This window comes from Escherichia sp. MOD1-EC7011, assembly GCF_002965005.1.
GTDB lineage: Bacteria > Pseudomonadota > Gammaproteobacteria > Enterobacterales > Enterobacteriaceae > Escherichia > Escherichia ruysiae.
Map to the genome: position 1 here is coordinate 108,125 of NZ_PTRD01000024.1, position 25,095 is coordinate 133,219.

The window sequence follows — 25,095 nt, forward strand, 5'->3', positions numbered from 1 at the left end:
AAGGCATTCACGCCGCATCCGGCATGAACAAAGCGCACTTTGCCAACAATGTAAAAGGGAGCTTTCGCTCCCTTTCTTCACTCATCTGGTTACGATTTTCTCATTAACAGCCACAGGCTGATTAAGAAGAAACTTGCACTTGGCAACAGTGCGCCGATGATCGGCGGGATGCCGTAAACCAACGTCAGCGGGCCGAAGATCTGATCCAGTACATAGAACACAAAACCGAAGCTGATACCGGTAACCACGCGCACGCCCATCGGCACGCTACGCAGTGGACCGAAAATGAACGACAGTGCCATCAGCATCATCACCGCCACGGATAGCGGCTGGAAGATTTTGCTCCACATGTTGAGCTGATAACGTCCGGCGTCCTGACCGCTCGACTTCAGATACTTCACATAGTTGTGCAAACCGCTGATAGAGAGTGCATCCGGATCCAGCGCCACCACGCCCAGTTTGTCTGGCGTGAGGTTGGTTTTCCAGGTGCCGCTCACGGTCTGAGAACCGGTGATTTGTTTTGGATTGGTCAGGTCAGATTCATCAACCTGCGACAGACGCCAGACTTTATGTTCAGGATCAAACTTCGCGGAAGCGGCATAGCGTACGGATTGCAGACGACGATTTTCGTTAAAGGCATAAATACTAATACCCCCTAACTCTTCGTCACCTTTAACCCGCTCAATGTAAACAAAGTTGTTGCCATCTTTCGCCCATAAGCCTTGCTGGGTAGAGAGCAACGAGCCGCCGTACATCGCCTGCGCACGGTAGTTACGTGCCATCTGCTCGCCCTGCGGCGCGACCCATTCTCCGATCGCCATCGTCAGCAATACCAGCGGAATGGCGGTTTTCATTACCGACAACGCTACCTGCATACGGGTAAAACCAGAAGCCTGCATCACCACCAGTTCGCTGCGTTGCGCCAACATCCCAAGACCAAGCAACGCACCCAGCAGAGCCGCCATCGGGAAGAAGATTTGCACATCTTTCGGCACGCTCAGCAGGGTATACATTCCTGCGCCTAACGCGTCGTAACTCCCCTGCCCGGCTTTTTTCAGCTGATCGACAAATTTGATAATGCCGGAGAGCGACACCAGCATGAACAGCGTCATCATGATGGTGGTGAAAATAGTTTTACCGATATAGCGGTCAAGTACGCCAAAAGGTTGCATCACACCGCTCCTTTACGCGAAAAACTGGCGCGCAGGCGGCGAACCGGCACCGTATCCCAAAGGTTGAGAACAATCGCCAAAGCCAGATAAATCAGGTTAACGGTCCACATCCACAGCGTCGGATCCAGCTTACCTTTGCCGCCGTTCGATTTCAGGGAGGTCTGGATCAGGAAGAAAAGCAGATACAGCAGCATGGCAGGCAGCATCGACAGTACACGCCCCTGACGCGGGTTAACCACACTCAGCGGTACGACCATCAACGCCATCATAAACACGGTGAATACCAGCGTGATACGCCAGTTTAGCTCCGCACGGGCGCGATCGGTGTCGGTGTTCCACAATGTACGCATGTCCATCTGGTCGGTATCGTTCGGGTCGAGCGCCACCGCCTGGTGACCAATGATCGCCTGATAATCCTGGAAGTCAGTGATGCGGAAATCACGTAACAGTGCAGTGCCTTCGAAACGCGTTCCCTGATTGAGAGTCACCACCTGAGAGCCATCCCGCAACTGAGTTAAATGTCCGGAATCGGCCACTACCACGGAAGGACGTGCATTACCTTTTGGTCGGATTTGCGCGAGGAACACATCTTTGAAGTCGCTGCCGTCAACGCTTTCGATGAACAGCACCGAGCTGCCATTGGTCGCTTGCTGGAATTGCCCTTGCGCCAGCGCCGCCATGCCTGGGTTAGCTTTCGCTTCTGCCAGTACCTCATCCTGATGACGCGATGACCACGGCCCCGCCCACATGACGTTAACCGCCGCGACAATCGCCGTGAACACCGCGAGAACCATTGCCGCTTTCACCAGAACCGCTTTGCTCAGGCCGCAGGCATGCATTACCGTAATTTCACTTTCGGTATACAGTTTACCCAACGTCATCAGCAGCCCGAGGAACAGGCTTAATGGCAGGATAAGCTGCGCCATTTCCGGCACGCCCAACCCGAGAAGGGAGAGCACCAGATTCGCCGGAATATCGCCGTCAACCGCTGCGCCGAGGATCCTCACTAACTTTTGACAGAAGAAGATCAAAAGCAAGATGAAGAGTATCGCCAGCTGGCTTTTGAGCGTCTCCCGCACCAGATATCTTATGATTATCACTTTAAATACGCCCGTAAAAACTCGTCTTTTGCAGGATTTTAGCTTGTTTCATGGCTTAAACGTCATTTATTCTCTTGAGTCGTCGAAATCGTCGCTAAGATAATTATACTCAACGGATTCACCTCTCAGATTTTGTTCTGACGTGCCAATGCCGTAATAACGTTAAGATTAACACGAAGTCATCGCAACAGCGGACATGAGTTACGAAAGCTTGCAATTCTATCTGTAGCCACCGCCGTTGTCTTTAAGATTCAGGAGCGTAGTGCATGGAGTTTAGTGTAAAAAGCGGTAGCCCGGAGAAACAGCGGAGTGCCTGCATCGTCGTGGGCGTCTTCGAACCACGTCGCCTTTCTCCGATTGCAGAACAGCTCGATAAAATCAGCGATGGGTACATCAGCGCCCTGCTACGTCGGGGTGAACTGGAAGGAAAACCGGGGCAGACACTGTTGCTGCACCATGTGCCAAATGTACTTTCCGAGCGAATTCTCCTTATTGGTTGCGGCAAAGAGCGTGAGCTGGATGAGCGTCAGTACAAGCAGGTTATTCAGAAAACCATTAATACGCTGAATGATACTGGCTCGATGGAAGCGGTCTGCTTTCTGACTGAACTGCACGTTAAAGGCCGTAACAACTACTGGAAAGTGCGTCAGGCTGTCGAGACAGCAAAAGAGACGCTCTACAGTTTCGATCAGTTGAAAACGAATAAGAGCGAACCGCGTCGCCCGCTGCGTAAGATGGTGTTCAACGTGCCGACCCGCCGTGAACTGACCAGCGGTGAGCGCGCGATCCAGCACGGTCTGGCGATTGCCGCCGGGATTAAAGCCGCGAAAGATCTCGGTAATATGCCGCCGAATATCTGTAACGCCGCTTATCTCGCCTCTCAGGCGCGCCAGCTGGCTGACAGCTACAGCAAGAATGTCATCACCCGCGTTATCGGCGAACAGCAGATGAAAGAGCTGGGGATGCATTCTTATCTGGCGGTCGGTCAGGGTTCGCAGAACGAATCGCTGATGTCGGTGATTGAGTACAAAGGCAACGCGTCGGAAGATGCACGCCCAATCGTGCTGGTGGGTAAAGGTTTAACCTTCGACTCCGGCGGTATCTCCATCAAGCCTTCAGAAGGCATGGATGAGATGAAGTACGATATGTGCGGTGCGGCAGCGGTTTACGGCGTGATGCGGATGGTCGCGGAGCTACAACTGCCGATTAACGTTATCGGCGTGCTGGCAGGCTGCGAAAACATGCCTGGCGGACGAGCCTATCGTCCGGGCGATGTGTTAACCACCATGTCCGGTCAAACCGTTGAAGTGCTGAATACCGACGCTGAAGGCCGTCTGGTGCTGTGCGACGTGTTAACTTACGTTGAACGTTTTGAGCCGGAAGCGGTGATTGATGTGGCGACGCTGACCGGTGCCTGCGTGATCGCGCTGGGCCATCACATTACCGGCCTGATGGCAAACCATAACCCACTGGCCCATGAGCTGATTGCCGCCTCTGAACAGTCCGGTGACCGCGCATGGCGTTTACCGCTGGGTGATGAGTATCAGGAACAGCTGGAGTCCAATTTTGCCGATATGGCTAACATTGGCGGTCGTCCTGGTGGGGCGATTACCGCAGGTTGCTTCCTGTCGCGCTTTACCCGTAAGTACAACTGGGCGCACCTGGATATCGCCGGTACCGCCTGGCGTTCTGGTAAAGCGAAAGGCGCAACCGGTCGCCCGGTGGCGTTGCTGGCACAGTTCCTGCTGAATCGCGCTGGGTTTAACGGCGAAGAGTAAGTTTGCGTTTTACCCTCACCCTAACCCTCTCCCTAAGGGAGAGGGAACCGATCGAGCGCAATAGAAATTCATTGCTCATCTTTCAGGGTGAGGAATGCAGCAATATTTAAATCCACCACAAGAAGCCCCATATATGAAAAACGCAACGTTCTACCTTCTGGACAATGACACCACCGTCGATGGCTTAAGCGCCGTTGAGCAACTGGTGTGTGAAATTGCCGCAGAACGTTGGCGCAGCGGTAAGCGCGTGCTCATCGCCTGTGAAGATGAAAAACAGGCTTACCGGCTGGATGAAGCCCTGTGGGCGCGTCCGGCAGAAAGCTTTGTTCCGCACAATTTAGCGGGAGAAGGACCGCGCGGCGGCGCGCCGGTGGAGATCGCCTGGCCGCAAAAACGTAGCAGCAGCCCGCGCGATATATTGATTAGTCTGCGAACAAGCTTTGCAGATTTTGCCACCGCTTTCACAGAAGTGGTAGACTTCGTTCCTTATGAAGATTCTCTGAAACAACTGGCGCGCGAACGCTATAAAGCCTACCGCGTGGCTGGTTTCAACCTGAATACGGCAACCTGGAAATAATGGAAAAGACATACAACCCACAAGATATCGAACAGCCGCTTTACGAGCACTGGGAAAAGCAGGGCTACTTTAAGCCTAATGGCGATGAAAGCCAGGAAAGTTTCTGCATCATGATCCCGCCGCCGAACGTCACCGGCAGTTTGCATATGGGTCACGCCTTCCAGCAAACCATCATGGATACCATGATCCGCTATCAGCGTATGCAGGGTAAAAACACCCTGTGGCAGGTCGGTACTGACCACGCCGGGATCGCTACCCAGATGGTCGTTGAGCGCAAGATTGCCGCAGAAGAAGGTAAAACCCGTCACGACTACGGCCGCGAAGCTTTCATCGACAAAATTTGGGAATGGAAAGCGGAATCCGGCGGCACGATTACCCGTCAGATGCGCCGTCTCGGCAACTCCGTCGACTGGGAGCGTGAACGCTTCACCATGGACGAAGGCCTGTCCAATGCGGTGAAAGAAGTTTTCGTTCGTCTGTATAAAGAAGATCTGATTTACCGTGGTAAGCGCCTGGTAAACTGGGATCCGAAACTGCGCACCGCTATCTCTGACCTGGAAGTGGAAAACCGCGAATCGAAAGGTTCGATGTGGCATATCCGCTATCCGCTGGCTGACGGCGCGAAAACTGCTGATGGCAAAGATTATCTGGTCGTTGCGACTACCCGTCCGGAAACCCTGCTGGGCGACACCGGCGTGGCTGTTAACCCGGAAGATCCGCGTTACAAAGATCTGATTGGCAAATTTGTCATTCTGCCGCTGGTTAACCGTCGTATTCCGATCGTTGGCGACGAACACGCCGACATGGAAAAAGGCACCGGCTGCGTGAAGATCACTCCGGCACACGACTTTAATGACTACGAAGTCGGTAAACGTCACGCCCTGCCGATGATCAACATCCTGACCTTTGACGGTGATATCCGTGAAAGCGCCCAGGTGTTCGATACCAAAGGCAACGAATCCGACGTTTATTCCAGCGAAATCCCGGCAGAGTTCCAGAAACTGGAGCGTTTTGCTGCGCGTAAAGCAGTCGTTGCCGCAGTTGACGCGCTCGGCCTGCTGGAAGAAATTAAACCGCACGATCTGACCGTTCCTTACGGCGACCGTGGCGGCGTGGTTATCGAACCGATGCTGACTGACCAGTGGTACGTGCGTGCCGATGTACTGGCGAAACCGGCAGTTGAAGCGGTTGAGAACGGCGATATTCAGTTCGTACCGAAGCAGTACGAAAACATGTACTTCTCCTGGATGCGCGATATTCAGGACTGGTGTATCTCTCGTCAACTGTGGTGGGGTCACCGTATCCCGGCATGGTATGACGAAGCGGGTAACGTTTATGTTGGCCGCAACGAAGACGAAGTGCGTAAAGAAAATAACCTCGGTGCGGACGTCGCGCTGCGTCAGGACGAAGACGTTCTCGACACCTGGTTCTCTTCCGCGCTGTGGACTTTCTCTACGCTCGGCTGGCCGGAAAACACCGACGCCCTGCGTCAGTTCCACCCGACCAGCGTGATGGTTTCTGGCTTCGACATCATCTTCTTCTGGATTGCCCGCATGATCATGATGACCATGCACTTCATCAAAGATGAAAATGGCAAACCGCAGGTGCCGTTCCACACTGTTTACATGACCGGTCTGATTCGTGACGACGAAGGCCAGAAGATGTCTAAATCCAAGGGGAACGTGATTGACCCGCTGGATATGGTCGACGGTATTTCGCTGCCAGAACTGCTGGAAAAACGTACCGGTAATATGATGCAGCCGCAGCTGGCGGACAAAATCCGTAAGCGCACCGAGAAGCAGTTCCCGAACGGCATTGAGCCGCACGGTACTGACGCGCTGCGCTTCACCCTGGCGGCGCTGGCTTCTACCGGTCGTGACATCAACTGGGATATGAAGCGTCTGGAAGGTTACCGTAACTTCTGTAACAAACTGTGGAACGCCAGCCGCTTTGTGCTGATGAACACAGAAGGTCAGGATTGCGGCTTCAACGGTGGCGAAATGACGCTGTCGCTGGCGGATCGCTGGATTCTGGCGGAGTTCAACCAAACCATCAAAGCGTACCGCGAAGCACTGGATAGTTTCCGCTTCGATATCGCCGCAGGCATTCTGTATGAATTCACCTGGAACCAGTTCTGTGACTGGTATCTGGAGCTAACCAAGCCGGTAATGAACGGTGGAACTGAGGCCGAATTGCGCGGTACTCGCCACACGCTGGTTACGGTACTGGAAGGTCTGCTGCGCCTCGCGCATCCGATCATTCCGTTCATCACCGAAACTATCTGGCAGCGTGTGAAAGTGCTTTGCGGCATCACCGCTGACACCATCATGCTGCAGCCGTTCCCGCAGTACGATGCATCTCAGGTTGATGAAGCGGCGCTGGCCGACACCGAGTGGCTGAAACAGGCGATCGTTGCTGTACGTAACATCCGTGCAGAAATGAACATCGCGCCGGGCAAACCGCTGGAGCTGCTGCTGCGTGATTGCAGCGCGGATGCAGAACGTCGCGTAAATGAAAACCGTGGCTTCCTGCAAACGCTGGCACGTCTGGAAAGCATCACCGTGCTGCCTGCCGATGACAAAGGTCCGGTTTCCGTTACTAAGATCGTCGACGGCGCTGAGCTGCTGATCCCGATGGCTGGACTCATCAACAAAGAAGATGAGCTGGCGCGTCTGGCAAAAGAAGTGGCGAAGATTGAAGGTGAAATCAGCCGTATCGAGAACAAGCTGGCGAACGAAGGCTTTGTCGCACGTGCACCGGAAGCGGTCATCGCGAAAGAGCGTGAGAAGCTGGAAGGTTATGCGGAAGCGAAAGCGAAGCTGATTGAACAACAGGCGGTTATTGCCGCGCTGTAATACGCACAGTGAAAACGAAGGCCGGAGAATGCTCCGGCCTTTTTATTTAGATAAACGGAACATACGGCATAATACCGCGAGATATCCACATTAACGGACCGCTATCCTGCGGTTTTTCATCATTCGCTAACGCCAGTGAATCAAGGTCACCCTGCACATGGGTATTATTGGCAATCCAGCTAATCATCCACATTTTCAGCCAAGGATAAGCCAGTCCACAGGTAATTGAAGAACCCATTAATACCGCAAACATGCGTAAAAGCACACCGAACGTGGTAACGGACGAATGAAAACGAATTGTTCCATTTGCCAGTGTCAGGTTATTCAGAAACAAACTACGTAACGTGACATAGAGATAACTGGCAAAAACAAAAATCGCAACAAAATAAAGGAAATAAGAAGCCATAATCTGTGGGTAATATTGCAATACAAGCTCACCACCAGCATCAGACCTACCCAACATGGTCATCATCATTACCTGCTGAAATACTGGCGCAATCATAATACCAATCACAATGATGAAAGGAACCATGGTTAATATTGCGAGCATACAACCTTTAATGCATTCTTTTACGTTTACCTGAACAGAAAACTTATGAATGCCAAAAGTTGCATTGTTACCCAGCAATGGCATCCATTTACTGTAGGTTATACCATTGACGACACCCAGCCCGATGGCAGAAAGCAAACTTAACGCGACTAAGTTAAAGAATAATCCTCCTATCGATGTCGTCAATTGCGCAATAAGATACAGTGCGAACCAAAACGCTAACGCCAACAAAACAGGCAGACCTAACATAACCCACCATGCACGGAGCATCGAGCAGTTAAAGCCAAAGCGAATGCCATTCAGTGAGGTCATGTTCGCCTGATATTGTAGACTCTTCACTGCCATGCAAGGAATACCGCAGCTCAAGAGAGCAAACAGGAGAAAACCAAGAACAAAGTGCTGGCCTGAAAAACAAGAAATACTGAGAAGATAAACGACAATAATAAGGAACATGCTAACGAAAATGGCACCACCAGTTCCCTTATAACTAAATGGTTGCCCATTGAGTGTCACATGTTGATAAATATAACGACGGCATTTCACCAATGCCCACGGCCCATATATTCCCAGAGTAATAATTGTCAGTAAAAAATTCACAAGACAAATAAGAAAATACTCACCACCTTTGCCTGTAAAAACAAATGAGTGACGAGAGTTATCTTTCCCGACGTTTACACCATTCATGAATCATATCCCTAAAATAAATTCCATTCATATAGATAATAATCCCAGTAAATTAATACTGGTACGCCTAGAATACGCTTTCTCAAAGAGATATATGCTTAATATTTTCTGATTTATCTTCTTCTTGCACCGCATAAGCGAGGGTGGTATTAAAGTGAGCTATAAATCATACATTTGAAATTGAGCTATGCTATGAATGTTGTCACTTCTCCCGCGCTCCGTTTGCGCAAACTTACTGCCGCCGATAATCCCGCCATCGCCAGCGTCATCCGCCAGGTATCCGCAGAATACGGTCTTACCGCTGATAAAGGCTACACCGTCGCCGATCCCAATCTCGACGAATTGTATCAAGTGTATAGTCAGCCCAGTCATGCGTATTGGGTAGTTGAATACAATGGCGAAGTGGTGGGTGGCGGCGGGATTGCGCCATTAGCAGGTAGTGAATCGGACATTTGCGAACTGCAAAAGATGTATTTTCTTCCTGCTATTCGCGGTAAAGGACTGGCGAAAAAACTGGCCTTAATGGCGATGGAGCAGGCGCGAGAAATGGGCTTCAAACGCTGCTATCTGGAAACGACCGCTTTTTTAAAAGAAGCGATTGGTTTGTATGAACATTTAGGTTTTCAACATATCGATTACGCACTTGGTTGCACGGGCCATGTCGATTGTGAAGTGCGGATGCTGCGTAAACTCTAAAAAAATGCCCGCTAGTGTGTACTAGCGGGCATTTTAATCAATTAATTAGTGACGAACACCGTCATCATCTTCGTCGACATAATCTTCATCGTCGCCATCTTCGCCGTTAGGATCTTCAAAGTAAGTGCCCCAACCGTCGTATTCAACGTCGAACTTCTCTGCCAGGTTCATCAATTGCTCAACCTGGGCGTCGATAAGATCGGCATTCAACGCGCATTCGCTGAGGATGTCACAGCAAATTACGATATCGCCATCTTCCACTTCCAACTCTTCCGGATCGGTCACTTCGTAACCGAGTTTAAACGCTTCAACCGCTGCTTTTTCCAGGGTTTCCAGATCGTCTGCGGAAAGGTGATGTTCGATGGTGTACAGCGCGTCCGGATCGCTGCCATCTTCCAGTAATTCTTCAATAATCAAACGCGTTTCTTCACGCTGTTCTTCCAGTTGTTCCGGGTTTGCCATGGCTCATTCCTCTTAATGTCCTGCCGATACTCTTATTGTCACACACCACTGACATTGCCTCCACCTTTGTGACAAAGATTTATGTTTTAGACTTGCAAATGAATAATCATTCATATAAATTGAATTTTAATTCATTACGGCGTTAGCCACAGGAGGGATCTATGTCCGGGTTTTATCATAAACATTTCCTGAAATTACTCGATTTCACGCCAGCTGAACTCAACAGCCTGCTGCAGTTAGCTGCGAAGCTGAAAGCCGATAAGAAAAACGGCAAAGAAGAAGCCAGACTCACAGGTAAAAATATCGCGCTCATCTTCGAAAAAGACTCGACCCGTACCCGATGCTCTTTCGAAGTTGCCGCATATGACCAGGGTGCTCGCGTCACTTATCTCGGCCCCAGCGGCAGCCAGATTGGCCATAAAGAGTCGATTAAAGATACCGCCCGCGTGCTTGGTCGCATGTATGACGGTATTCAGTATCGCGGCTATGGTCAGGAGATTGTCGAAACGCTGGCGGAATATGCAGGTGTGCCGGTATGGAACGGCCTGACTAATGAGTTTCATCCTACACAGCTTCTGGCGGATTTGCTGACCATGCAGGAGCATTTACCAGGTAAAGCGTTCAATGAGATGACGCTGGTTTATGCCGGAGATGCACGCAACAACATGGGTAACTCAATGCTGGAAGCTGCGGCGTTGACCGGTCTGGATTTACGCCTGGTAGCGCCACAAGCGTGCTGGCCGGAAGCTTCGCTGGTTACGGAATGCCGCGCCCTGGCACAGCAAAATGGCGGGAATATAACGCTGACAGAAGATATCGCAGCAGGCGTTAAAGGTGCCGACTTTATTTACACCGATGTGTGGGTATCGATGGGGGAAGCGAAAGAGAAATGGGCAGAACGTATTGCATTACTGCGTGATTATCAGGTGAATAGCAAAATGATGCAGTTAACCGGTAATCCAGACGTCAAATTCCTGCACTGCCTGCCCGCGTTTCATGACGACCAAACGACGCTAGGTAAAAAGATGGCAGAAGAGTTTGGCCTGCACGGTGGGATGGAAGTGACGGATGAGGTCTTTGAATCTGCCGCCAGTATTGTTTTTGATCAGGCGGAAAACCGCATGCATACCATCAAAGCGGTAATGGTTGCGACGCTCGCCCAATAACGCCAGTACCGGAGGCGGCGTAACGTCGCCTCCGGCATAATCCACTTACGCCATCAGCATTTTCACAACCGCTTTGCGAACCTGGGCTGGCTCGCCCACTGCGCACAGTGGCTTGTGTACTTCACCCGGATAGAACACGACAAAGTCGCCTTCATTGAGGATAACTTTTTTCTCCTCAACACCTTCTGGCAAAAAGGCGATGTCTTTATCGGCTAACCAATCGGTATCCGGCGTGCCCGCAGGTTGTGTGCTGAAGGTCATGCCTTCCTGCCCTTTTAGCACAATCTGAATATCGAGATAGCGGGCATGGTACTCGGCGCGGCGTGCTTCATACGGCTCGGTCATATCTTCAGAGATAAGATAAAACAGACGGTTGCCTTCGATGTCGTGCTTACCTTTTGGCGTTTCTGCCGTAACGTGCGCTTTAATATACTCAATCGCCTGACGTAATTCTTCCGGCAACCATTGCTGGAGATTATGAATATTTCCGATGATCATTTTTTTCACCCCCTCAATTAAAACATCGTTTCATTTCTCTTGTTATACGTAATTCCTTACTGCCATACCAGCATTTTTTGCCGCCTGATTGCGCCAGCGCATATTTTCCCCCACATTCCCCCCCCTAAATTCATTTCGTTATAAATTCAAATTTGAAGCATATAAATTCACAACAATCGTTTACCTTGGAAGTTTCTTGCATTAATCGCTTGATCCCACTTTCTGGCTGAGTATAATGCCGGACAATTTGCCGGGAGGATGTATGGTTCAGTGTGTTCGACATTTTGTCTTACCGCGTCTGAAAAAAGACGCTGGCCTGCCGTTTTTCTTCCCGTTGATCACCCATTCCCAGCCCCTCAATCGAGGGGCTTTTTTTTGCCCAGGCGTCAGGAGATAAACATGGCTAATCCGCTATATCAAAAACACATCATTTCCATAAATGACCTTAGTCGCGATGACCTTAATCTGGTGCTGGCGACAGCGGCGAAACTGAAAGCAAACCCGCAACCAGAGTTGTTGAAACATAAAGTGATTGCCAGTTGCTTCTTCGAAGCATCAACCCGCACCCGCCTCTCTTTCGAAACCTCGATGCACCGCCTGGGTGCCAGCGTGGTGGGATTCTCTGACAGCGCAAACACCTCACTGGGAAAAAAAGGTGAAACGCTGGCTGATACCATCTCGGTTATCAGCACTTACGTCGATGCAATTGTGATGCGCCATCCGCAGGAAGGTGCGGCGCGCCTGGCAACCGAGTTTTCCGGCAATGTGCCGGTGCTGAACGCCGGTGATGGTTCCAACCAACATCCGACGCAAACCTTGCTGGATCTGTTCACCATTCAGGAAACCCAGGGACGTCTGGACAATCTTCGTGTCGCAATGGTCGGCGACCTGAAATATGGTCGCACCGTTCACTCCCTGACCCAGGCGCTGGCGAAATTCGACGGCAACCGTTTCTACTTCATCGCCCCGGATGCGCTGGCAATGCCGCAGTACATTCTGGACATGCTTGATGAAAAAGGGATCGCCTGGAGCCTGCATAGTTCCATTGAAGAAGTGATGGCGGAAGTGGACATTTTGTATATGACCCGCGTGCAAAAAGAGCGCCTGGACCCGTCCGAATACGCCAACGTAAAAGCGCAGTTTGTCCTGCGCGCCAGCGATCTTCACAACGCCAAAGCCAATATGAAAGTGCTGCATCCGCTGCCGCGTATTGATGAAATTGCGACAGATGTCGATAAAACGCCGCACGCCTGGTACTTCCAGCAGGCAGGCAATGGGATTTTCGCTCGCCAGGCGTTACTGGCACTGGTTCTGAATCGCGATCTGGTACTGTAAGGGGAAATTGAGATGACACACGATAATAAATTGCAGGTTGAAGCTATTAAACGCGGCACGGTAATTGACCATATCCCCGCCCAGATCGGTTTTAAGCTATTAAGTCTGTTCAAGCTGACCGAAACGGATCAGCGTATCACCATCGGTCTGAACCTGCCTTCTGGCGAGATGGGGCGCAAGGATCTGATCAAGATCGAAAATACCTTTTTGAGTGAAGATCAGGTAGACCAACTGGCGCTGTACGCACCGCAAGCCACGGTAAATCGTATCGACAACTATGAAGTGGTTGGTAAATCGCGCCCCAGCCTGCCGGAGCGCATCGACAATGTGCTGGTTTGCCCGAACAGCAACTGTATCAGCCATGCCGAACCGGTTTCTTCCAGCTTTGCAGTGCGAAAACGCGCCAATGACATCGCGCTCAAATGTAAATACTGTGAAAAAGAGTTTTCCCATAATGTGGTGCTGGCCAATTAATTGCGGTTGGTAATAAAAGTCTGGCTCCCTATAATGAGCCAGACTTTTTACCGCTGTAATAAAGGAGAAATCATGAGCAAAACTATCGCGACGGAAAATGCACCGGCAGCTATCGGTCCTTACGTACAGGGCGTTGATCTGGGCAATATGATCATCACCTCCGGTCAGATCCCGGTAAATCCGAAAACGGGCGAAGTACCGGCAGACGTCGCTGCACAGGCACGTCAGTCGCTGGATAACGTAAAAGCGATCGTCGAAGCCGCTGGCCTGAAAGTGGGCGACATCGTTAAAACCACCGTGTTTGTGAAAGATCTGAACGACTTCGCAACCGTAAATGCCACTTACGAAGCCTTCTTCACCGAACACAACGCCACCTTCCCGGCACGTTCTTGCGTTGAAGTTGCCCGTCTGCCGAAAGACGTGAAGATTGAGATCGAAGCGATCGCTGTTCGTCGCTAATCTTGATGGAAATCCGGGCTATCGTGCCCGGATTAAGTCTGATGACAAAAGCAAAATCGCCTGATGCGCTACGCTTATCAGGCCAGGGTGATTCCTGCAATTTATTGAATTTGTAGGCTGGATAAGGCGTTTACGCCGCATCCGGCATGAACAAAGCTCACTTTATCTGCAATCTGAATCCGGGCCACCATGCCCAGCTTATTCTTTACTGCCAACCATAACGACGGCTATAGAACCCTTTCACCAACTGCGTTAACGTCATATATCCTGCCAGAATCGCAATCAGCCACGGGAAGTAACTTAACGGTAGCGCCTGCAATTGCAGATAACTGGCCAGCGGCGAAAACGGCAACGCGATCCCGACAATCATCACGATCACGGTCATGATCATTAACGGCCACGATGCGCGACTCTGAATAAACGGTACACGACGGGTACGGATCATATGCACAATCAGCGTTTGCGACAGTAATCCCACCACGAACCAGCCCGACTGGAACAGTGTTTGCGTTTCCGGCGTGTTGGCATGGAATACCCACCACATCAGGCAAAACGTCAGAATATCGAAGATCGAACTGATCGGTCCGAAGAAGATCATAAAACGCCCCAGATCCGCCGGATTCCAACGCTGCGGCTTTTGAATTTGCTCGTCATCAACGTTATCAAACGGGATCGCCACCTGTGACACATCGTACAGCAGGTTCTGGATCAGTAAGTGTAACGGCAGCATCGGCAGAAAGGGCAAGAAAGCACTCGCCACCAGCACGCTGAACACATTACCGAAGTTAGAACTCGCCGTCATTTTGATGTATTTCAGCATGTTAGAGAAAGTCCGGCGCCCTTCAATAACCCCCTCTTCCAGCACCATCAGGCTTTTTTCCAGCAGGATGATATCAGCCGCTTCACGGGCAATATCTACCGCGCCGTCCACAGAAATGCCGATATCCGCAGCGCGTAAGGCGGGCGCATCATTAATACCATCGCCCATAAAGCCAACCACATGCCCTTCGCGCTTTAGCAACGTTACGATGCGTTCCTTATGCATCGGCGTCAGGCGAGCAAACAGTGTGGTGCGCTGTGCGAGATTTGCCAGTTCGTCATCAGATAGCGTTTCAATATCACTACCAATGACCACCTCTCCCGCGTCCAGCCCCACTTCATGGCACACTTTCGCCGCCACTAATTCACTGTCACCAGTGAGGATTTTCACGGTAATTCCACTCGCTTTTAATGCCCGCAGCGCCGGAGCGGTTGTCTCTTTTGGCGGATCAAGAAAAGCGATATATCCTTCGAGGATCAGGTCGGATTCATCCGCCCGCTGGTAATCTCCTTCACGCGCGGGCAGATATTTCGTCGCCACCGCAACCACGCGCAGCCCCTGACGATTCAGCGTATCAGTAACCCGCTTAATCTTACGCAGCATGGTGTCATCGAGCGGCACAATCTCGTCATTGTGGCGCACCTGTGAACACACATTAAGGATCTCCTGCAATGCGCCTTTGCACACCAGCTGATGATGTTCGGTATTTTCTGCCACTACCACCGACATCCGGCGACGCTCAAAATCAAACGGAATCTCATCAATTTTCTGCCAACGGCTGGCCAGCGAACGCGCCGACTCTTCATCCGTACCTTCGAGCACCGCTGTATCAAGCAGGTTTTTAAGTCCAGTCTGGTAATGACTGTTCAACCACGCGCTATGCAGCACGCGTTCGCTGGTTTTACCGGAGATATCGGTATGATTCTCCAGCACAATTTTATCCTGCGTCAGGGTGCCGGTTTTATCAGTGCACAGAATATCCATAGCGCCAAAGTTCTGAATGGCATCCAGATATTTGACGATCACCTTCTGTTTCGACAGCTTTACTGCGCCACGCGCCAGCGTTGAGGTGACAATCATCGGCAACATTTCCGGCGTTAAACCCACCGCTACCGAAAGCGCAAACAGCGCCGCTTCCCACCAGTCGCCTTTGGTGTAACCGTTGATCAACAGCACCACCGGTGCCATCACCAGCATAAAGCGAATCAGCAGCATACTGACGCGGCTGATCCCTTGCTGAAAGGCATTCGGCTCACTTTCCTGCTCACTAACACGCCCCGCCAGTTGACCAAACCAGGTGTTGGCACCTGTGGCAATCACCATCGCTTGTGCCGTGCCGCTCACCACGGTGGTGCCCATAAAACACAGGGTGTCACACTCCAGCGGATTGCTGTGATCCGGCTGGCGAGTGGTTGCAGCTTTTTCTACGGGCAGAGACTCACCGGTTAACGACGCCTGAGCGACGAACAGATCCCGCGCCTGCAAGATACGCAAATCTGCCGGGATCATATCCCCCGCCGCCAGTTTAATAATATCGCCGGGCACCAGCTGGTCGATCGGGATCTCCAGCCAGCCATTTTCGCCTTTGCTGTTAATAACGCGCAGCACCGTCGCGGTATTGCTGACCATCGCTTTCAGGGCATCTGCCGCTTTGGTGGAACGCGCTTCCTGAATAAAGTTCAGCAGCGTGGAAATAGCCACCATTAACGCGATAACGCCTGCGGCAAATAAATCTTCCGTGGCGTAAGAAATGCCGCCAAGGATCGTGAGCAAAATATTAAAGGGGTTGCGATAGCAGACCCACAAATGTACCCACCACGGCGATGGTTGTTGCGCAGGTAATTTATTTTCGCCATGTTTTTCACGGGCAACTTCCACTTCCGCCTGATTCAACCCTTCCGGGTGGGTGTCGAACGTGTTCCATAATTCTTCTTCGGGCATCACCGCCATTTTCAGGCAATGCGCGCTTAAGGAAGGCGGGATTGGTGCATTCGCTGTCTGCTGCGCACCCGGTAGCGGATCGCGACGGATCAGACGGGAAGGTAAATGGCGAATGAGCCGGGTAAAAATTTCTTTAAACATAGGGTGTCCCTCCGCACTGTCTGGAACAGTGCAGAAATATCTTCAGGCGTGGCGAAGCCTTACCTGAAGGTAATAAATATGAGCAGGGACGTTAAAACGTCACGGCCTTACGCATCCGGTAACGCCGTGAAAAGACGGGCTTACCGGAAAAGTTTTAATCTCCGTCGAGGGAGAGGCGTGGGATCAGGTTCCATATAACCTCCGGTAAGTGAATAAATAGCGCCGCGAATCCAATAATATTCGTAGCATTTATGCCGATATAATACCTGTCGGCAACTAAACCAACGATAAACCAGACTTTGCCCATTGCTGAATGCGCGGGTAAAGTTAGTCTCTAATAATTAAACAACACGTTACGGGATAACAGGATGCAAAATCGGCTGACCATCAAAGACATCGCGCGCTTGAGCGGCGTGGGAAAATCCACTGTTTCCCGGGTGCTGAATAACGAGAGCGGCGTAAGCCAGCGCACACGTGAACGTGTCGAAGCTGTGATGAATCAGCATGGATTTTCCCCTTCCCGCTCTGCGCGCGCCATGCGTGGGCAAAGCGATAAAGTGGTCGCCATCATCGTGACACGTCTGGATTCGCTGTCAGAAAATCTCGCGGTTCAGACCATGCTGCCGGCGTTCTATGAACAGGGTTACGACCCCATCATGATGGAAAGCCAGTTTTCACCACAATTAGTTGCCGAACATCTGGGCGTTTTGAAACGTCGTAATATCGACGGCGTAGTGCTGTTTGGTTTTACCGGTATAACCGAAGAGATGTTAGCCCACTGGCAGTCATCGCTGGTGCTGCTGGCACGCGACGCAAAGGGCTTTGCTTCAGTCTGTTATGACGACGAAGGGGCGATCAAAATCCTGATGCAACGGCTGTATGACCAGGGGCATCGCAATATCAGTTATCTCGGCGTGCCGCACAGTGACGTGACGACCGGTAAGCGACGTCATGAAGCCTACCTGGCGTTCTGCAAAGCGCATAAACTGCATCCCGTCGCCGCTCTGCCTGGCCTCGCCATGAAGCAAGGTTATGAGAACGTGGCAAAAGTCATTACCCCTGAAACCACCGCGTTGCTGTGCGCAACTGACACGCTGGCACTTGGCGCAAGTAAATACCTGCAAGAGCAACGCATCGATACCTTACAGCTGGCGAGCGTTGGTAATACACCGTTGATGAAGTTCCTCCATCCGGAGATCGTCACCGTTGATCCAGGCTACGCAGAAGCCGGACGCCAGGCGGCCTGCCAGTTAATCAAACAGATAACCGGGCGTAGCGAACCGCAACAAATCATCATCCCAGCCACCCTGTCCTGATCGTTTCCTGAACGATAAATTGTGATCTTTGCCGTGTTTCGGGAACGTTCCCATTTTTAATTTTTCCTTCCCACTATATTCTGCCGTCAACCTAATATGTCATCTGCCACGGGGCCTTATGATGAGCAAAGTGAACCAAACGGATATCGATCGGTTGATTGAACTGGTCGGTGGGCGCGGCAATATTGCGACGGTGAGCCACTGTATTACTCGCCTGCGCTTTGTCCTCAACCAACCGGCCAATGCCAGACCGAAAGAAATTGAACAACTCCCCATGGTGAAAGGTTGTTTCACCAATGCCGGGCAATTTCAGGTGGTGATTGGCACCAACGTTGGCGATTACTACAAAGCGTTATTAGCAACGACTGGTCAGGCGCAGGTTGATAAAGAGCAGGTGAAAAAAGCCGCCAGGCAGAATATGAAATGGCATGAGCAGTTGATCTCCCATTTCGCAGAGATCTTCTTCCCGTTACTGCCCGCGCTGATTAGCGGCGGTTTGATCCTCGGTTTTCGTAATGTGATCGGCGATCTGCCCATGAGCAACGGCCAGACATTGGCGCAAATGTACCCTTCCCTGCAAACGATCTACGATTTTCTGTGGTTGATCGGTGAGGCGATCTTCTTCTATCTGCCGGTCGGGATTTGCTGGTCGGCGGTGAAAAAGATGGGCGGCACGCCGATCCTCGGTATCGTGCTTGGCGTAACGCTGGTTTCTCCACAACTGATGAACGCCTATCTACTCGGGCAGCAGGTGCCGGAAGTGTGGGACTTTGGCATGTTCAGTATTGCGAAAGTAGGCTATCAGGCGCAGGTGATCCCGGCGCTGTTAGCCGGGCTGGCGCTGGGCTTTATTGAAACTCGCCTTAAGCGCATCGTGCCGGATTATCTCTATCTGGTGGTTGTACCGGTCTGCTCGCTGATCCTCGCGGTGTTCCTCGCCCATGCGCTGATTGGTCCGTTTGGTCGCATGATTGGCGATGGCGTTGCCTTTGCGGTACGTCACCTGATGACTGGCAGCTTTGCCCCTATTGGCGCGGCATTGTTTGGCTTCCTCTATGCGCCGCTGGTCATTACCGGCGTACACCAGACCACGCTTGCCATTGATATGCAGATGATTCAAAGCATGGGCGGTACGCCAGTCTGGCCGCTGATTGCCCTTTCGAATATTGCTCAGGCGTCGGCAGTGGTAGGAATTATTATCGCCAGCCGTAAACAGAACGAGCGGGAAATTTCGGTTCCAGCGGCGATCTCCGCTTATCTTGGGGTTACTGAGCCGGCAATGTACGGCATCAACCTGAAATATCGCTTCCCGATGCTGTGCGCGATGATTGGTTCCGGTCTGGCGGGATTGCTCTGCGGCCTGAACGGCGTTATGGCGAATGGCATCGGCGTTGGTGGTCTGCCTGGTATTCTCTCCATTCAGCCGAGCTACTGGCAGGTATTTGCGCTGGCAATGGCTATCGCCATCATCATCCCGATTGTGCTCACCTCGTTTATCTACCAGCGAAAACACCGCCTGGGCACGCTGAACATTGTTTAATTTTCTTCGGGGCGCACTTGCGCCCCCTCGCATTTGCAGGAATGACGTAATGACTAATCTTCCCCACTGGTGGCAAAACGGCGTTATCTACCAGATTTATCCAAAGAGTTTTCAGGACACCACGGGCAGCGGCACCGGCGATCTGCGAGGAGTCACCCTACGCCTCGACTATCTACAAAAACTGGGCGTTAATGCTATCTGGTTGACACCTTTTTATGTCTCCCCACAGATCGATAACGGATACGACGTAGCGAACTATACGGCGATTGATCCCACCTACGGTACGCTGGACGACTTTGATGAACTGGTGGCGCAGGCGAAATCGCGCGGTATTCGCATTATCCTTGATATGGTGTTTAACCATACTTCTACCCAACACGCCTGGTTTCGCGAGGCGCAGAACAAAGAAAGTCCTTATCGTCAGTTTTATATCTGGCGTGACGGCGAACCAGGAATACCACCAAATAACTGGCGTTCTAAATTCGGTGGCAATGCCTGGCGCTGGCACGCAGAAAGCGAACAGTATTACTTGCATCTGTTTGCACCAGAACAGGCCGATCTCAACTGGGAAAACCCAGCAGTACGCACAGAACTGAAAAAAGTCTGTGAGTTCTGGGCCGATCGCGGGGTAGACGGGCTGCGCCTGGATGTGGTGAATCTGATTTCCAAAGACCAGAACTTCCCCAACGATCTGGATGGCGACGGGCGTCGCTTCTACACCGACGGACCACGAGCACACGAGTTTTTGCACGAAATGAACCGCGATGTCTTTACGCCACGCGGATTAATGACTGTGGGTGAAATGTCCTCCACCAGCCTTGAACATTGTCAGCGATACGCGGCACTGACAGGCAGTGAATTGTCGATGACCTTTAATTTTCATCACCTGAAGGTCGATTATCCCGGCGGTGAAAAATGGACGCTGGCTAAACCTGACTTTGTGGCGTTAAAAACATTGTTCCGCCACTGGCAACAGGGAATGCACAACGTTGCGTGGAATGCTTTGTTCTGGTGTAACCACGATCAGCCGCGCATTGTTTCTCGCTTTGGTGATGAAGGTGAATACCGCGTGCCTGCGGCAAAAATGCTGGCGATGGTGCTGCATGGTATGCAGGGAACGCCGTATATCTACCAGGGCGAAGAGATTGGTATGACCAACCCACATTTCACGCGCATTACTGACTATCGCGACGTGGAGAGCCTCAATATGTTTGCCGAGCTGCGCAACGATGGGCGTGACGCCGAAGAGCTATTGGCAATCCTCGCCAGTAAATCCCGTGACAACAGCCGCACGCCAATGCAATGGAGCAACGGCGATAACGCAGGGTTTACTACCGGCAAGCCGTGGATTGGTCTGTGTGATAACTATCGCGAAATCAACGTAGAATCTGCGCTGGCCGATGAATCTTCAGTGTTTTACACCTACCAGAAGTTAATCACGTTGCGTAAACAAGAACCCATTCTGACATGGGGCAATTACCAGGATCTCCTGCCAAACAGTCCTGTATTGTGGTGCTATCGCCGCGAATGGCTGGGGCAAACTTTATTGGTGATTGCCAACCTTAGCCGTGACGTACAGCCCTGGCAACCAACGCAAATCAGCGGCGACTGGCAACTGTTAATGCATAACTATGAAGAAGCCTCCTCTCAACCGGGAGCCATGACATTGCGGCCATTTGAGGCTGTCTGGTGGTTGCAGAGATAATTCTTCTCCAGGCCCCGGTAAAGCGAGTATTTCCGGGGCCTTATCTGTCAGCGCATTGTTTTTGTTGGTTTTTTGAACAGAAAATTATTAAAAAATTTACACATCGCTGTAGCGCCCGTCATCCGTACACTCTGCTTTTTACTTTGAGCTAAATCAAAAAAACCTTAAACATCCTTAATGCAAAGCACTATATATAGACTTTAAAATGCCTCTCAACCCAATATGTTGTATCCGTCGACTATACTTGCACCAAGACACACGCCAACAAAGCCGACAAAATTGTGGATAAAGCGGATTGGGATTGCAGTAACTCCCCGTAAAAAGAGCTAAATAAAGCGGGGCGCACTTCCCAACTTTCTGTGTATAACCTGTTCTTAAAAATATGGAGCGATCATGACACCGCATGTGATGAAACGAGACGGCTGCAAAGTGCCGTTTAAATCAGAGCGCATCAAAGAAGCCATTCTGCGTGCAGCTAAAGCAGCGGAAGTCGATGATGCAGATTATTGTGCCACTGTTGCCGCTGTCGTCAGCGAGCAAATGCAAGGCCGCAACCAGGTCGATATCAACGAAATCCAGACCGCAGTTGAAAACCAGCTGATGTCAGGCCCGTACAAACAACTGGCTCGTGCTTACATCGAGTACCGTCACGATCGCGACATCGAACGTGAAAAACGCGGTCGCCTGAACCAGGAGATCCGTGGCCTGGTCGAGCAGACCAACTCTTCGTTGCTCAATGAAAACGCCAACAAAGACAGCAAGGTAATTCCAACCCAGCGCGACCTGCTGGCCGGTATTGTTGCTAAACACTATGCACGCCAGCACCTGCTGCCGCGTGACGTGGTGCAGGCGCATGAGCGTGGCGATATTCACTACCACGACCTCGATTACTCGCCGTTCTTCCCGATGTTCAACTGCATGTTGATCGACCTGAAAGGTATGCTAACTCAGGGCTTTAAGATGGGGAACGCCGAGATCGAACCACCGAAGTCGATCTCCACTGCCACCGCAGTAACTGCGCAGATTATCGCCCAGGTTGCCAGCCATATTTATGGCGGCACCACCATTAACCGTATCGACGAAGTTCTGGCTCCGTTTGTCGCCGCCAGCTACAACAAGCACCGTAAAACGGCGGAGGAGTGGAGCATTCCGGATGCTGAAGGCTACGCCAACTCTCGTACCATCAAAGAGTGCTACGACGCCTTCCAGTCGCTGGAGTACGAAGTAAATACCCTGCACACCGCCAACGGTCAAACACCGTTTGTAACCTTTGGCTTTGGTCTGGGCACCAGCTGGGAGTCGCGCCTGATTCAGGAATCCATCCTGCGTAACCGTATCGCTGGCCTCGGTAAAAACCGTAAAACTGCGGTGTTCCCGAAACTGGTGTTTGCGATTCGCGATGGCCTGAACCATAAAAAAGGCGATCCGAACTACGACATCAAACAGCTGGCGCTGGAGTGCGCAAGCAAGCGCATGTATCCGGATATCCTGAACTACGATCAGGTAGTGAAAGTAACCGGTTCGTTTAAAACCCCGATGGGTTGCCGCAGCTTCCTCGGCGTATGGGAAAACGAAAACGGCGAGCAGATCCACGATGGTCGCAACAACCTCGGCGTGATCAGCCTGAACCTGCCACGTATTGCGCTGGAAGCGAAAGGCGATGAAGCCACCTTCTGGAAGTTGCTGGATGAACGTCTGCTGCTGGCACGTAAGGCGCTGATGACCCGTATCGCTCGTCTCGAAGGCGTGAAAGCGCGCGTGGCTCCTATCCTCTATATGGAAGGTGCTTGTGGCGTGCGTCTGAATGCCGACGATGATGTTTCTGAAATCTTCAAAAACGGTCGTGCGTCTATTTCGCTGGGTTACATCGGTATCCACGAAACCATTAACGCGCTGTTCGGCGGCGAGCATGTTTATGACAACGAGCAGCTTCGCGCGAAAGGTATTGCGATTGTTGAACGTCTGCGTCAGGCGGTGGATCAGTGGAAAGAAGAGACTGGCTACGGTTTCAGCCTTTACAGCACGCCAAGTGAAAACCTGTGCGACCGCTTCTGCCGTCTCGATACCGCTGAGTTTGGCGTGGTGCCGGGCGTGACCGATAAAGGTTACTACACCAACAGTTTCCACCTTGATGTGGAGAAAAAGGTGAACCCGTACGACAAGATCGACTTTGAAGCACCTTACCCGCCGCTGGCTAACGGTGGTTTCATTTGCTACGGCGAGTATCCAAACATTCAGCACAACCTGAAGGCGCTGGAAGATGTCTGGGATTACAGCTATCAGCATGTACCGTATTACGGCACCAATACACCGATTGATGAGTGCTACGAGTGTGGCTTTACCGGTGAGTTTGAGTGCACCAGCAAAGGCTTCACCTGCCCGAAATGTGGTAACCATGACACCTCCCGTGTGTCGGTGACTCGCCGCGTGTGCGGATATTTAGGTAGCCCGGATGCGCGTCCGTTTAACGCCGGTAAGCAGGAAGAAGTTAAGCGCCGCGTTAAACATTTGGGAAATGGGCAGATAGGTTAAGCCTTCCCCCCTCACCCTAACCCTCTCCCTCAGGGAGAGGGGACCGTTCCGTGCCCCTTCTTGACTCCCGACATAATGAGTTGCCTCTAGCCAGTTGGTGTCGTCGCAAGGTGGCAAATGCGTAAGCCTCAGAGGACTTCGCCCCGTACGCACCAGAGCAGTCATGGCGTCAATTGAGAAGCGAAAATGAATTATCATCAGTACTATCCTGTCGACATCGTCAACGGCCCCGGCACTCGCTGCACTCTGTTTGTCTCCGGGTGTGTTCATGAATGCCCCGGTTGCTACAACAAAAGCACCTGGCGGGTAAATTCCGGTCAGCCATTTACCAAAGCAATGGAAGACCAGATCATTAACGATCTGAATGACACTCGCATCAAACGCCAGGGTATTTCCCTCTCCGGCGGCGATCCGCTGCATCCGCAAAACGTGCCGGATATTCTGAAACTGGTACAACGCATCCGCGCCGAGTGTCCGGGTAAAGACATCTGGGTGTGGACAGGCTATAAACTCGACGAACTCAACGCTGCGCAAATGCAGGTTGTTGATTTGATTAACGTGCTGGTCGACGGCAAATTTGTGCAGGATTTAAAAGACCCTTCCTTGATCTGGCGCGGCAGCAGCAATCAGGAGGTGCATCATTTGCGTTAATCACTCATCCAGCCGTTTAGTCGCGTCTTCATAAACGGCTGAGTTCTCTCTCTTACCAATAGCTATCACCAACACGAGCAACTCTTTATCGTTAACCTGATAAACCAGGCGATATCCCAGTGTGTGCAGCTTATTTTTGTAGCAGTCCGGTAAATCCCGCAGTTTAGCCGATGGATTGCGCGGCCTTTTCAGCACATCCTCAAGCTTTTTTTTAAATTGTTCCAGGACTGTCACGCCCAGTTTTTGCCACTCTTTCAGCGCCCGCAGATCAAAAGCCAGCTCATAGTTCATCCAGTCGGACCTTAATGGCCTCTTGTGGGTTGGCCAGTCGTTCCCTGACAGTGCGTAACAAGGCTTCTTCACTATCACTGACAGTGAGCGTTTTTACCGGCATTCGTCCATTTTCCGCAACGTACTGAAACAGCAGCCGCACTGCTTCAGTAGGCGTGATATTTAATTTTTCCAGCACCGCATAAGCCTCATTTTTCAGTTTGTCATCCAGGCGGACGTTAAGTGTGGCCATTATGCCTCCGGTAATTATGAGAAGTGTAATGCATTATAGCATTACATATGCATTACATTCATTTCTGGAAAACGCCTCGCAAAAATGAGGACGACACGCAGGAATATGCCGTGGTGAAAA

At 51.4% G+C, this 25,095-nt stretch carries 23 protein-coding genes and 1 pseudogene; 14 read left to right on the plus strand and 10 right to left on the minus strand.

Annotated elements, in window-relative coordinates:
- Window positions 1-89: 89 nt before the first annotated feature.
- The 3 genes from lptG to ytgA all read right to left on the minus strand — a co-directional run bounded on the left by lptG (window position 90) and on the right by ytgA (window position 2,385).
- Entirely contained in the window at window positions 90-1,172 is a 1,083-nt protein-coding gene (gene lptG, locus A7098_RS11980) for an LPS export ABC transporter permease LptG (protein ID WP_010346283.1), read from the minus strand.
- A complete protein-coding gene (lptF, locus tag A7098_RS11985; RefSeq protein WP_000584137.1) occupies window positions 1,172-2,272 on the minus strand; it encodes an LPS export ABC transporter permease LptF in 1,101 nt (366 codons plus the stop codon). Before lptF ends, lptG begins: the two co-directional genes overlap by 1 nt.
- Window positions 2,273-2,334: 62 nt before the next feature.
- Window positions 2,335-2,385, minus strand: a complete 51-nt coding sequence (gene ytgA, locus A7098_RS24235) for a protein YtgA (protein WP_211180521.1) — start codon at window positions 2,383-2,385, stop codon at window positions 2,335-2,337.
- Between the two features lie 153 nt (window positions 2,386-2,538).
- Here ytgA and pepA point away from each other — a divergent pair, with 153 nt between their 5' ends.
- The 3 genes from pepA to valS all read left to right on the plus strand — a co-directional run bounded on the left by pepA (window position 2,539) and on the right by valS (window position 7,482).
- Entirely contained in the window at window positions 2,539-4,050 is a 1,512-nt protein-coding gene (gene pepA / locus A7098_RS11990; RefSeq protein WP_000397144.1) for a leucyl aminopeptidase, read from the plus strand.
- A gap of 133 nt (window positions 4,051-4,183) precedes the next feature.
- Window positions 4,184-4,627 carry a DNA polymerase III subunit chi gene (gene holC / locus A7098_RS11995; protein ID WP_000786399.1) on the plus strand — a complete coding sequence of 148 codons (444 nt, stop codon included), beginning with the start codon at window positions 4,184-4,186 and terminating at the stop codon, window positions 4,625-4,627.
- Window positions 4,627-7,482 carry a valine--tRNA ligase gene (gene valS / locus A7098_RS12000; RefSeq protein WP_105280850.1) on the plus strand — a complete coding sequence of 952 codons (2,856 nt, stop codon included), beginning with the start codon at window positions 4,627-4,629 and terminating at the stop codon, window positions 7,480-7,482. The genes holC and valS overlap by 1 nt, the downstream gene beginning before the upstream one ends.
- A 46-nt stretch (window positions 7,483-7,528) precedes the next feature.
- Here the strand turns inward: valS and A7098_RS12005 are convergent, their stop codons facing one another.
- Window positions 7,529-8,716, minus strand: coding sequence for a DUF898 family protein (locus A7098_RS12005; RefSeq protein WP_001014714.1), 1,188 nt, complete (start codon window positions 8,714-8,716; stop codon window positions 7,529-7,531).
- Window positions 8,717-8,908: 192 nt separating this feature from the next.
- Between A7098_RS12005 and A7098_RS12010 the strand changes: the two genes are divergently transcribed.
- Window positions 8,909-9,412: a GNAT family N-acetyltransferase gene (locus A7098_RS12010; protein ID WP_010346276.1), complete on the plus strand. Its 504-nt coding sequence runs from the start codon at window positions 8,909-8,911 to the stop codon at window positions 9,410-9,412.
- A 45-nt stretch (window positions 9,413-9,457) separates the two neighbouring features.
- Here the strand turns inward: A7098_RS12010 and rraB are convergent, their stop codons facing one another.
- Window positions 9,458-9,874, minus strand: coding sequence for a ribonuclease E inhibitor RraB (gene rraB, locus A7098_RS12015; RefSeq protein WP_000002947.1), 417 nt, complete (start codon window positions 9,872-9,874; stop codon window positions 9,458-9,460).
- Window positions 9,875-10,035: 161 nt separating this feature from the next.
- Between rraB and argF the strand changes: the two genes are divergently transcribed.
- Window positions 10,036-11,040, plus strand: coding sequence for an ornithine carbamoyltransferase (gene argF / locus A7098_RS12020; RefSeq protein WP_085461232.1), 1,005 nt, complete (start codon window positions 10,036-10,038; stop codon window positions 11,038-11,040).
- A 45-nt stretch (window positions 11,041-11,085) separates the two neighbouring features.
- On the opposite strand, the gene tabA is transcribed toward argF, so the two are convergent.
- Complete coding sequence (gene tabA / locus A7098_RS12025) at window positions 11,086-11,538, minus strand: toxin-antitoxin biofilm protein TabA (protein WP_105280851.1); 453 nt, start codon at window positions 11,536-11,538, stop codon at window positions 11,086-11,088.
- 262 nt (window positions 11,539-11,800) lie between these two features.
- On the opposite strand from tabA, the gene pyrL reads away from it, so the two are divergent.
- The 4 genes from pyrL (at window position 11,801) to ridA (ending at window position 13,806) form a co-directional block, all read left to right on the plus strand.
- Window positions 11,801-11,935 (plus strand): pyr operon leader peptide, encoded by a 135-nt coding sequence (gene pyrL / locus A7098_RS12030; protein ID WP_001296693.1) that lies wholly within the window; start codon window positions 11,801-11,803, stop codon window positions 11,933-11,935.
- A 2-nt stretch (window positions 11,936-11,937) separates the two neighbouring features.
- Complete coding sequence (gene pyrB / locus A7098_RS12035; protein ID WP_000013052.1) at window positions 11,938-12,873, plus strand: aspartate carbamoyltransferase; 936 nt, start codon at window positions 11,938-11,940, stop codon at window positions 12,871-12,873.
- 12 nt (window positions 12,874-12,885) lie between these two features.
- A complete protein-coding gene (gene pyrI, locus A7098_RS12040) occupies window positions 12,886-13,347 on the plus strand; it encodes an aspartate carbamoyltransferase regulatory subunit (RefSeq protein WP_000148581.1) in 462 nt (153 codons plus the stop codon).
- 72 nt (window positions 13,348-13,419) lie between these two features.
- Complete coding sequence (gene ridA, locus A7098_RS12045) at window positions 13,420-13,806, plus strand: 2-iminobutanoate/2-iminopropanoate deaminase (protein WP_000047539.1); 387 nt, start codon at window positions 13,420-13,422, stop codon at window positions 13,804-13,806.
- A gap of 205 nt (window positions 13,807-14,011) precedes the next feature.
- Here ridA and mgtA read toward each other — a convergent pair whose 3' ends face one another.
- A complete protein-coding gene (gene mgtA / locus A7098_RS12050) occupies window positions 14,012-16,708 on the minus strand; it encodes a magnesium-translocating P-type ATPase (protein WP_105280852.1) in 2,697 nt (898 codons plus the stop codon).
- A gap of 140 nt (window positions 16,709-16,848) precedes the next feature.
- The gene (gene mgtL / locus A7098_RS12055) at window positions 16,849-16,902 is read right to left on the minus strand and encodes a mgtA regulatory leader peptide MgtL (protein ID WP_001387276.1); all 54 of its coding nucleotides are present in this window, start codon (window positions 16,900-16,902) and stop codon (window positions 16,849-16,851) included.
- Between the two features lie 171 nt (window positions 16,903-17,073).
- Between mgtL and treR the strand changes: the two are divergent.
- From treR to nrdG, 5 genes and pseudogenes are all read left to right on the plus strand, one after another.
- Window positions 17,074-18,024: pseudogene (gene treR, locus A7098_RS12060) on the plus strand (trehalose operon repressor TreR); the annotation flags it as partial.
- Between the two features lie 118 nt (window positions 18,025-18,142).
- Window positions 18,143-19,564 carry a PTS trehalose transporter subunit IIBC gene (gene treB, locus A7098_RS12065; protein ID WP_021551481.1) on the plus strand — a complete coding sequence of 474 codons (1,422 nt, stop codon included), beginning with the start codon at window positions 18,143-18,145 and terminating at the stop codon, window positions 19,562-19,564.
- Window positions 19,565-19,613: 49 nt separating this feature from the next.
- A complete protein-coding gene (gene treC, locus A7098_RS12070) occupies window positions 19,614-21,269 on the plus strand; it encodes an alpha,alpha-phosphotrehalase (protein WP_000183360.1) in 1,656 nt (551 codons plus the stop codon).
- Window positions 21,270-21,662: 393 nt separating this feature from the next.
- Window positions 21,663-23,801 (plus strand): anaerobic ribonucleoside-triphosphate reductase, encoded by a 2,139-nt coding sequence (gene nrdD / locus A7098_RS12075; RefSeq protein WP_105280853.1) that lies wholly within the window; start codon window positions 21,663-21,665, stop codon window positions 23,799-23,801.
- A gap of 186 nt (window positions 23,802-23,987) precedes the next feature.
- Window positions 23,988-24,452 (plus strand): anaerobic ribonucleoside-triphosphate reductase-activating protein, encoded by a 465-nt coding sequence (gene nrdG, locus A7098_RS12080; protein WP_105280854.1) that lies wholly within the window; start codon window positions 23,988-23,990, stop codon window positions 24,450-24,452.
- On the opposite strand, the gene A7098_RS12085 is transcribed toward nrdG, so the two are convergent.
- On the minus strand, window positions 24,453-24,743 hold the full coding sequence (locus A7098_RS12085; RefSeq protein WP_105280855.1) for a type II toxin-antitoxin system RelE/ParE family toxin: 291 nt from the start codon (window positions 24,741-24,743) through the stop codon (window positions 24,453-24,455).
- The gene (locus A7098_RS12090; protein ID WP_000212715.1) at window positions 24,733-24,975 is read right to left on the minus strand and encodes a type II toxin-antitoxin system RelB/DinJ family antitoxin; all 243 of its coding nucleotides are present in this window, start codon (window positions 24,973-24,975) and stop codon (window positions 24,733-24,735) included. Before A7098_RS12090 ends, A7098_RS12085 begins: the two co-directional genes overlap by 11 nt.
- Window positions 24,976-25,095 lie beyond the last annotated feature (120 nt).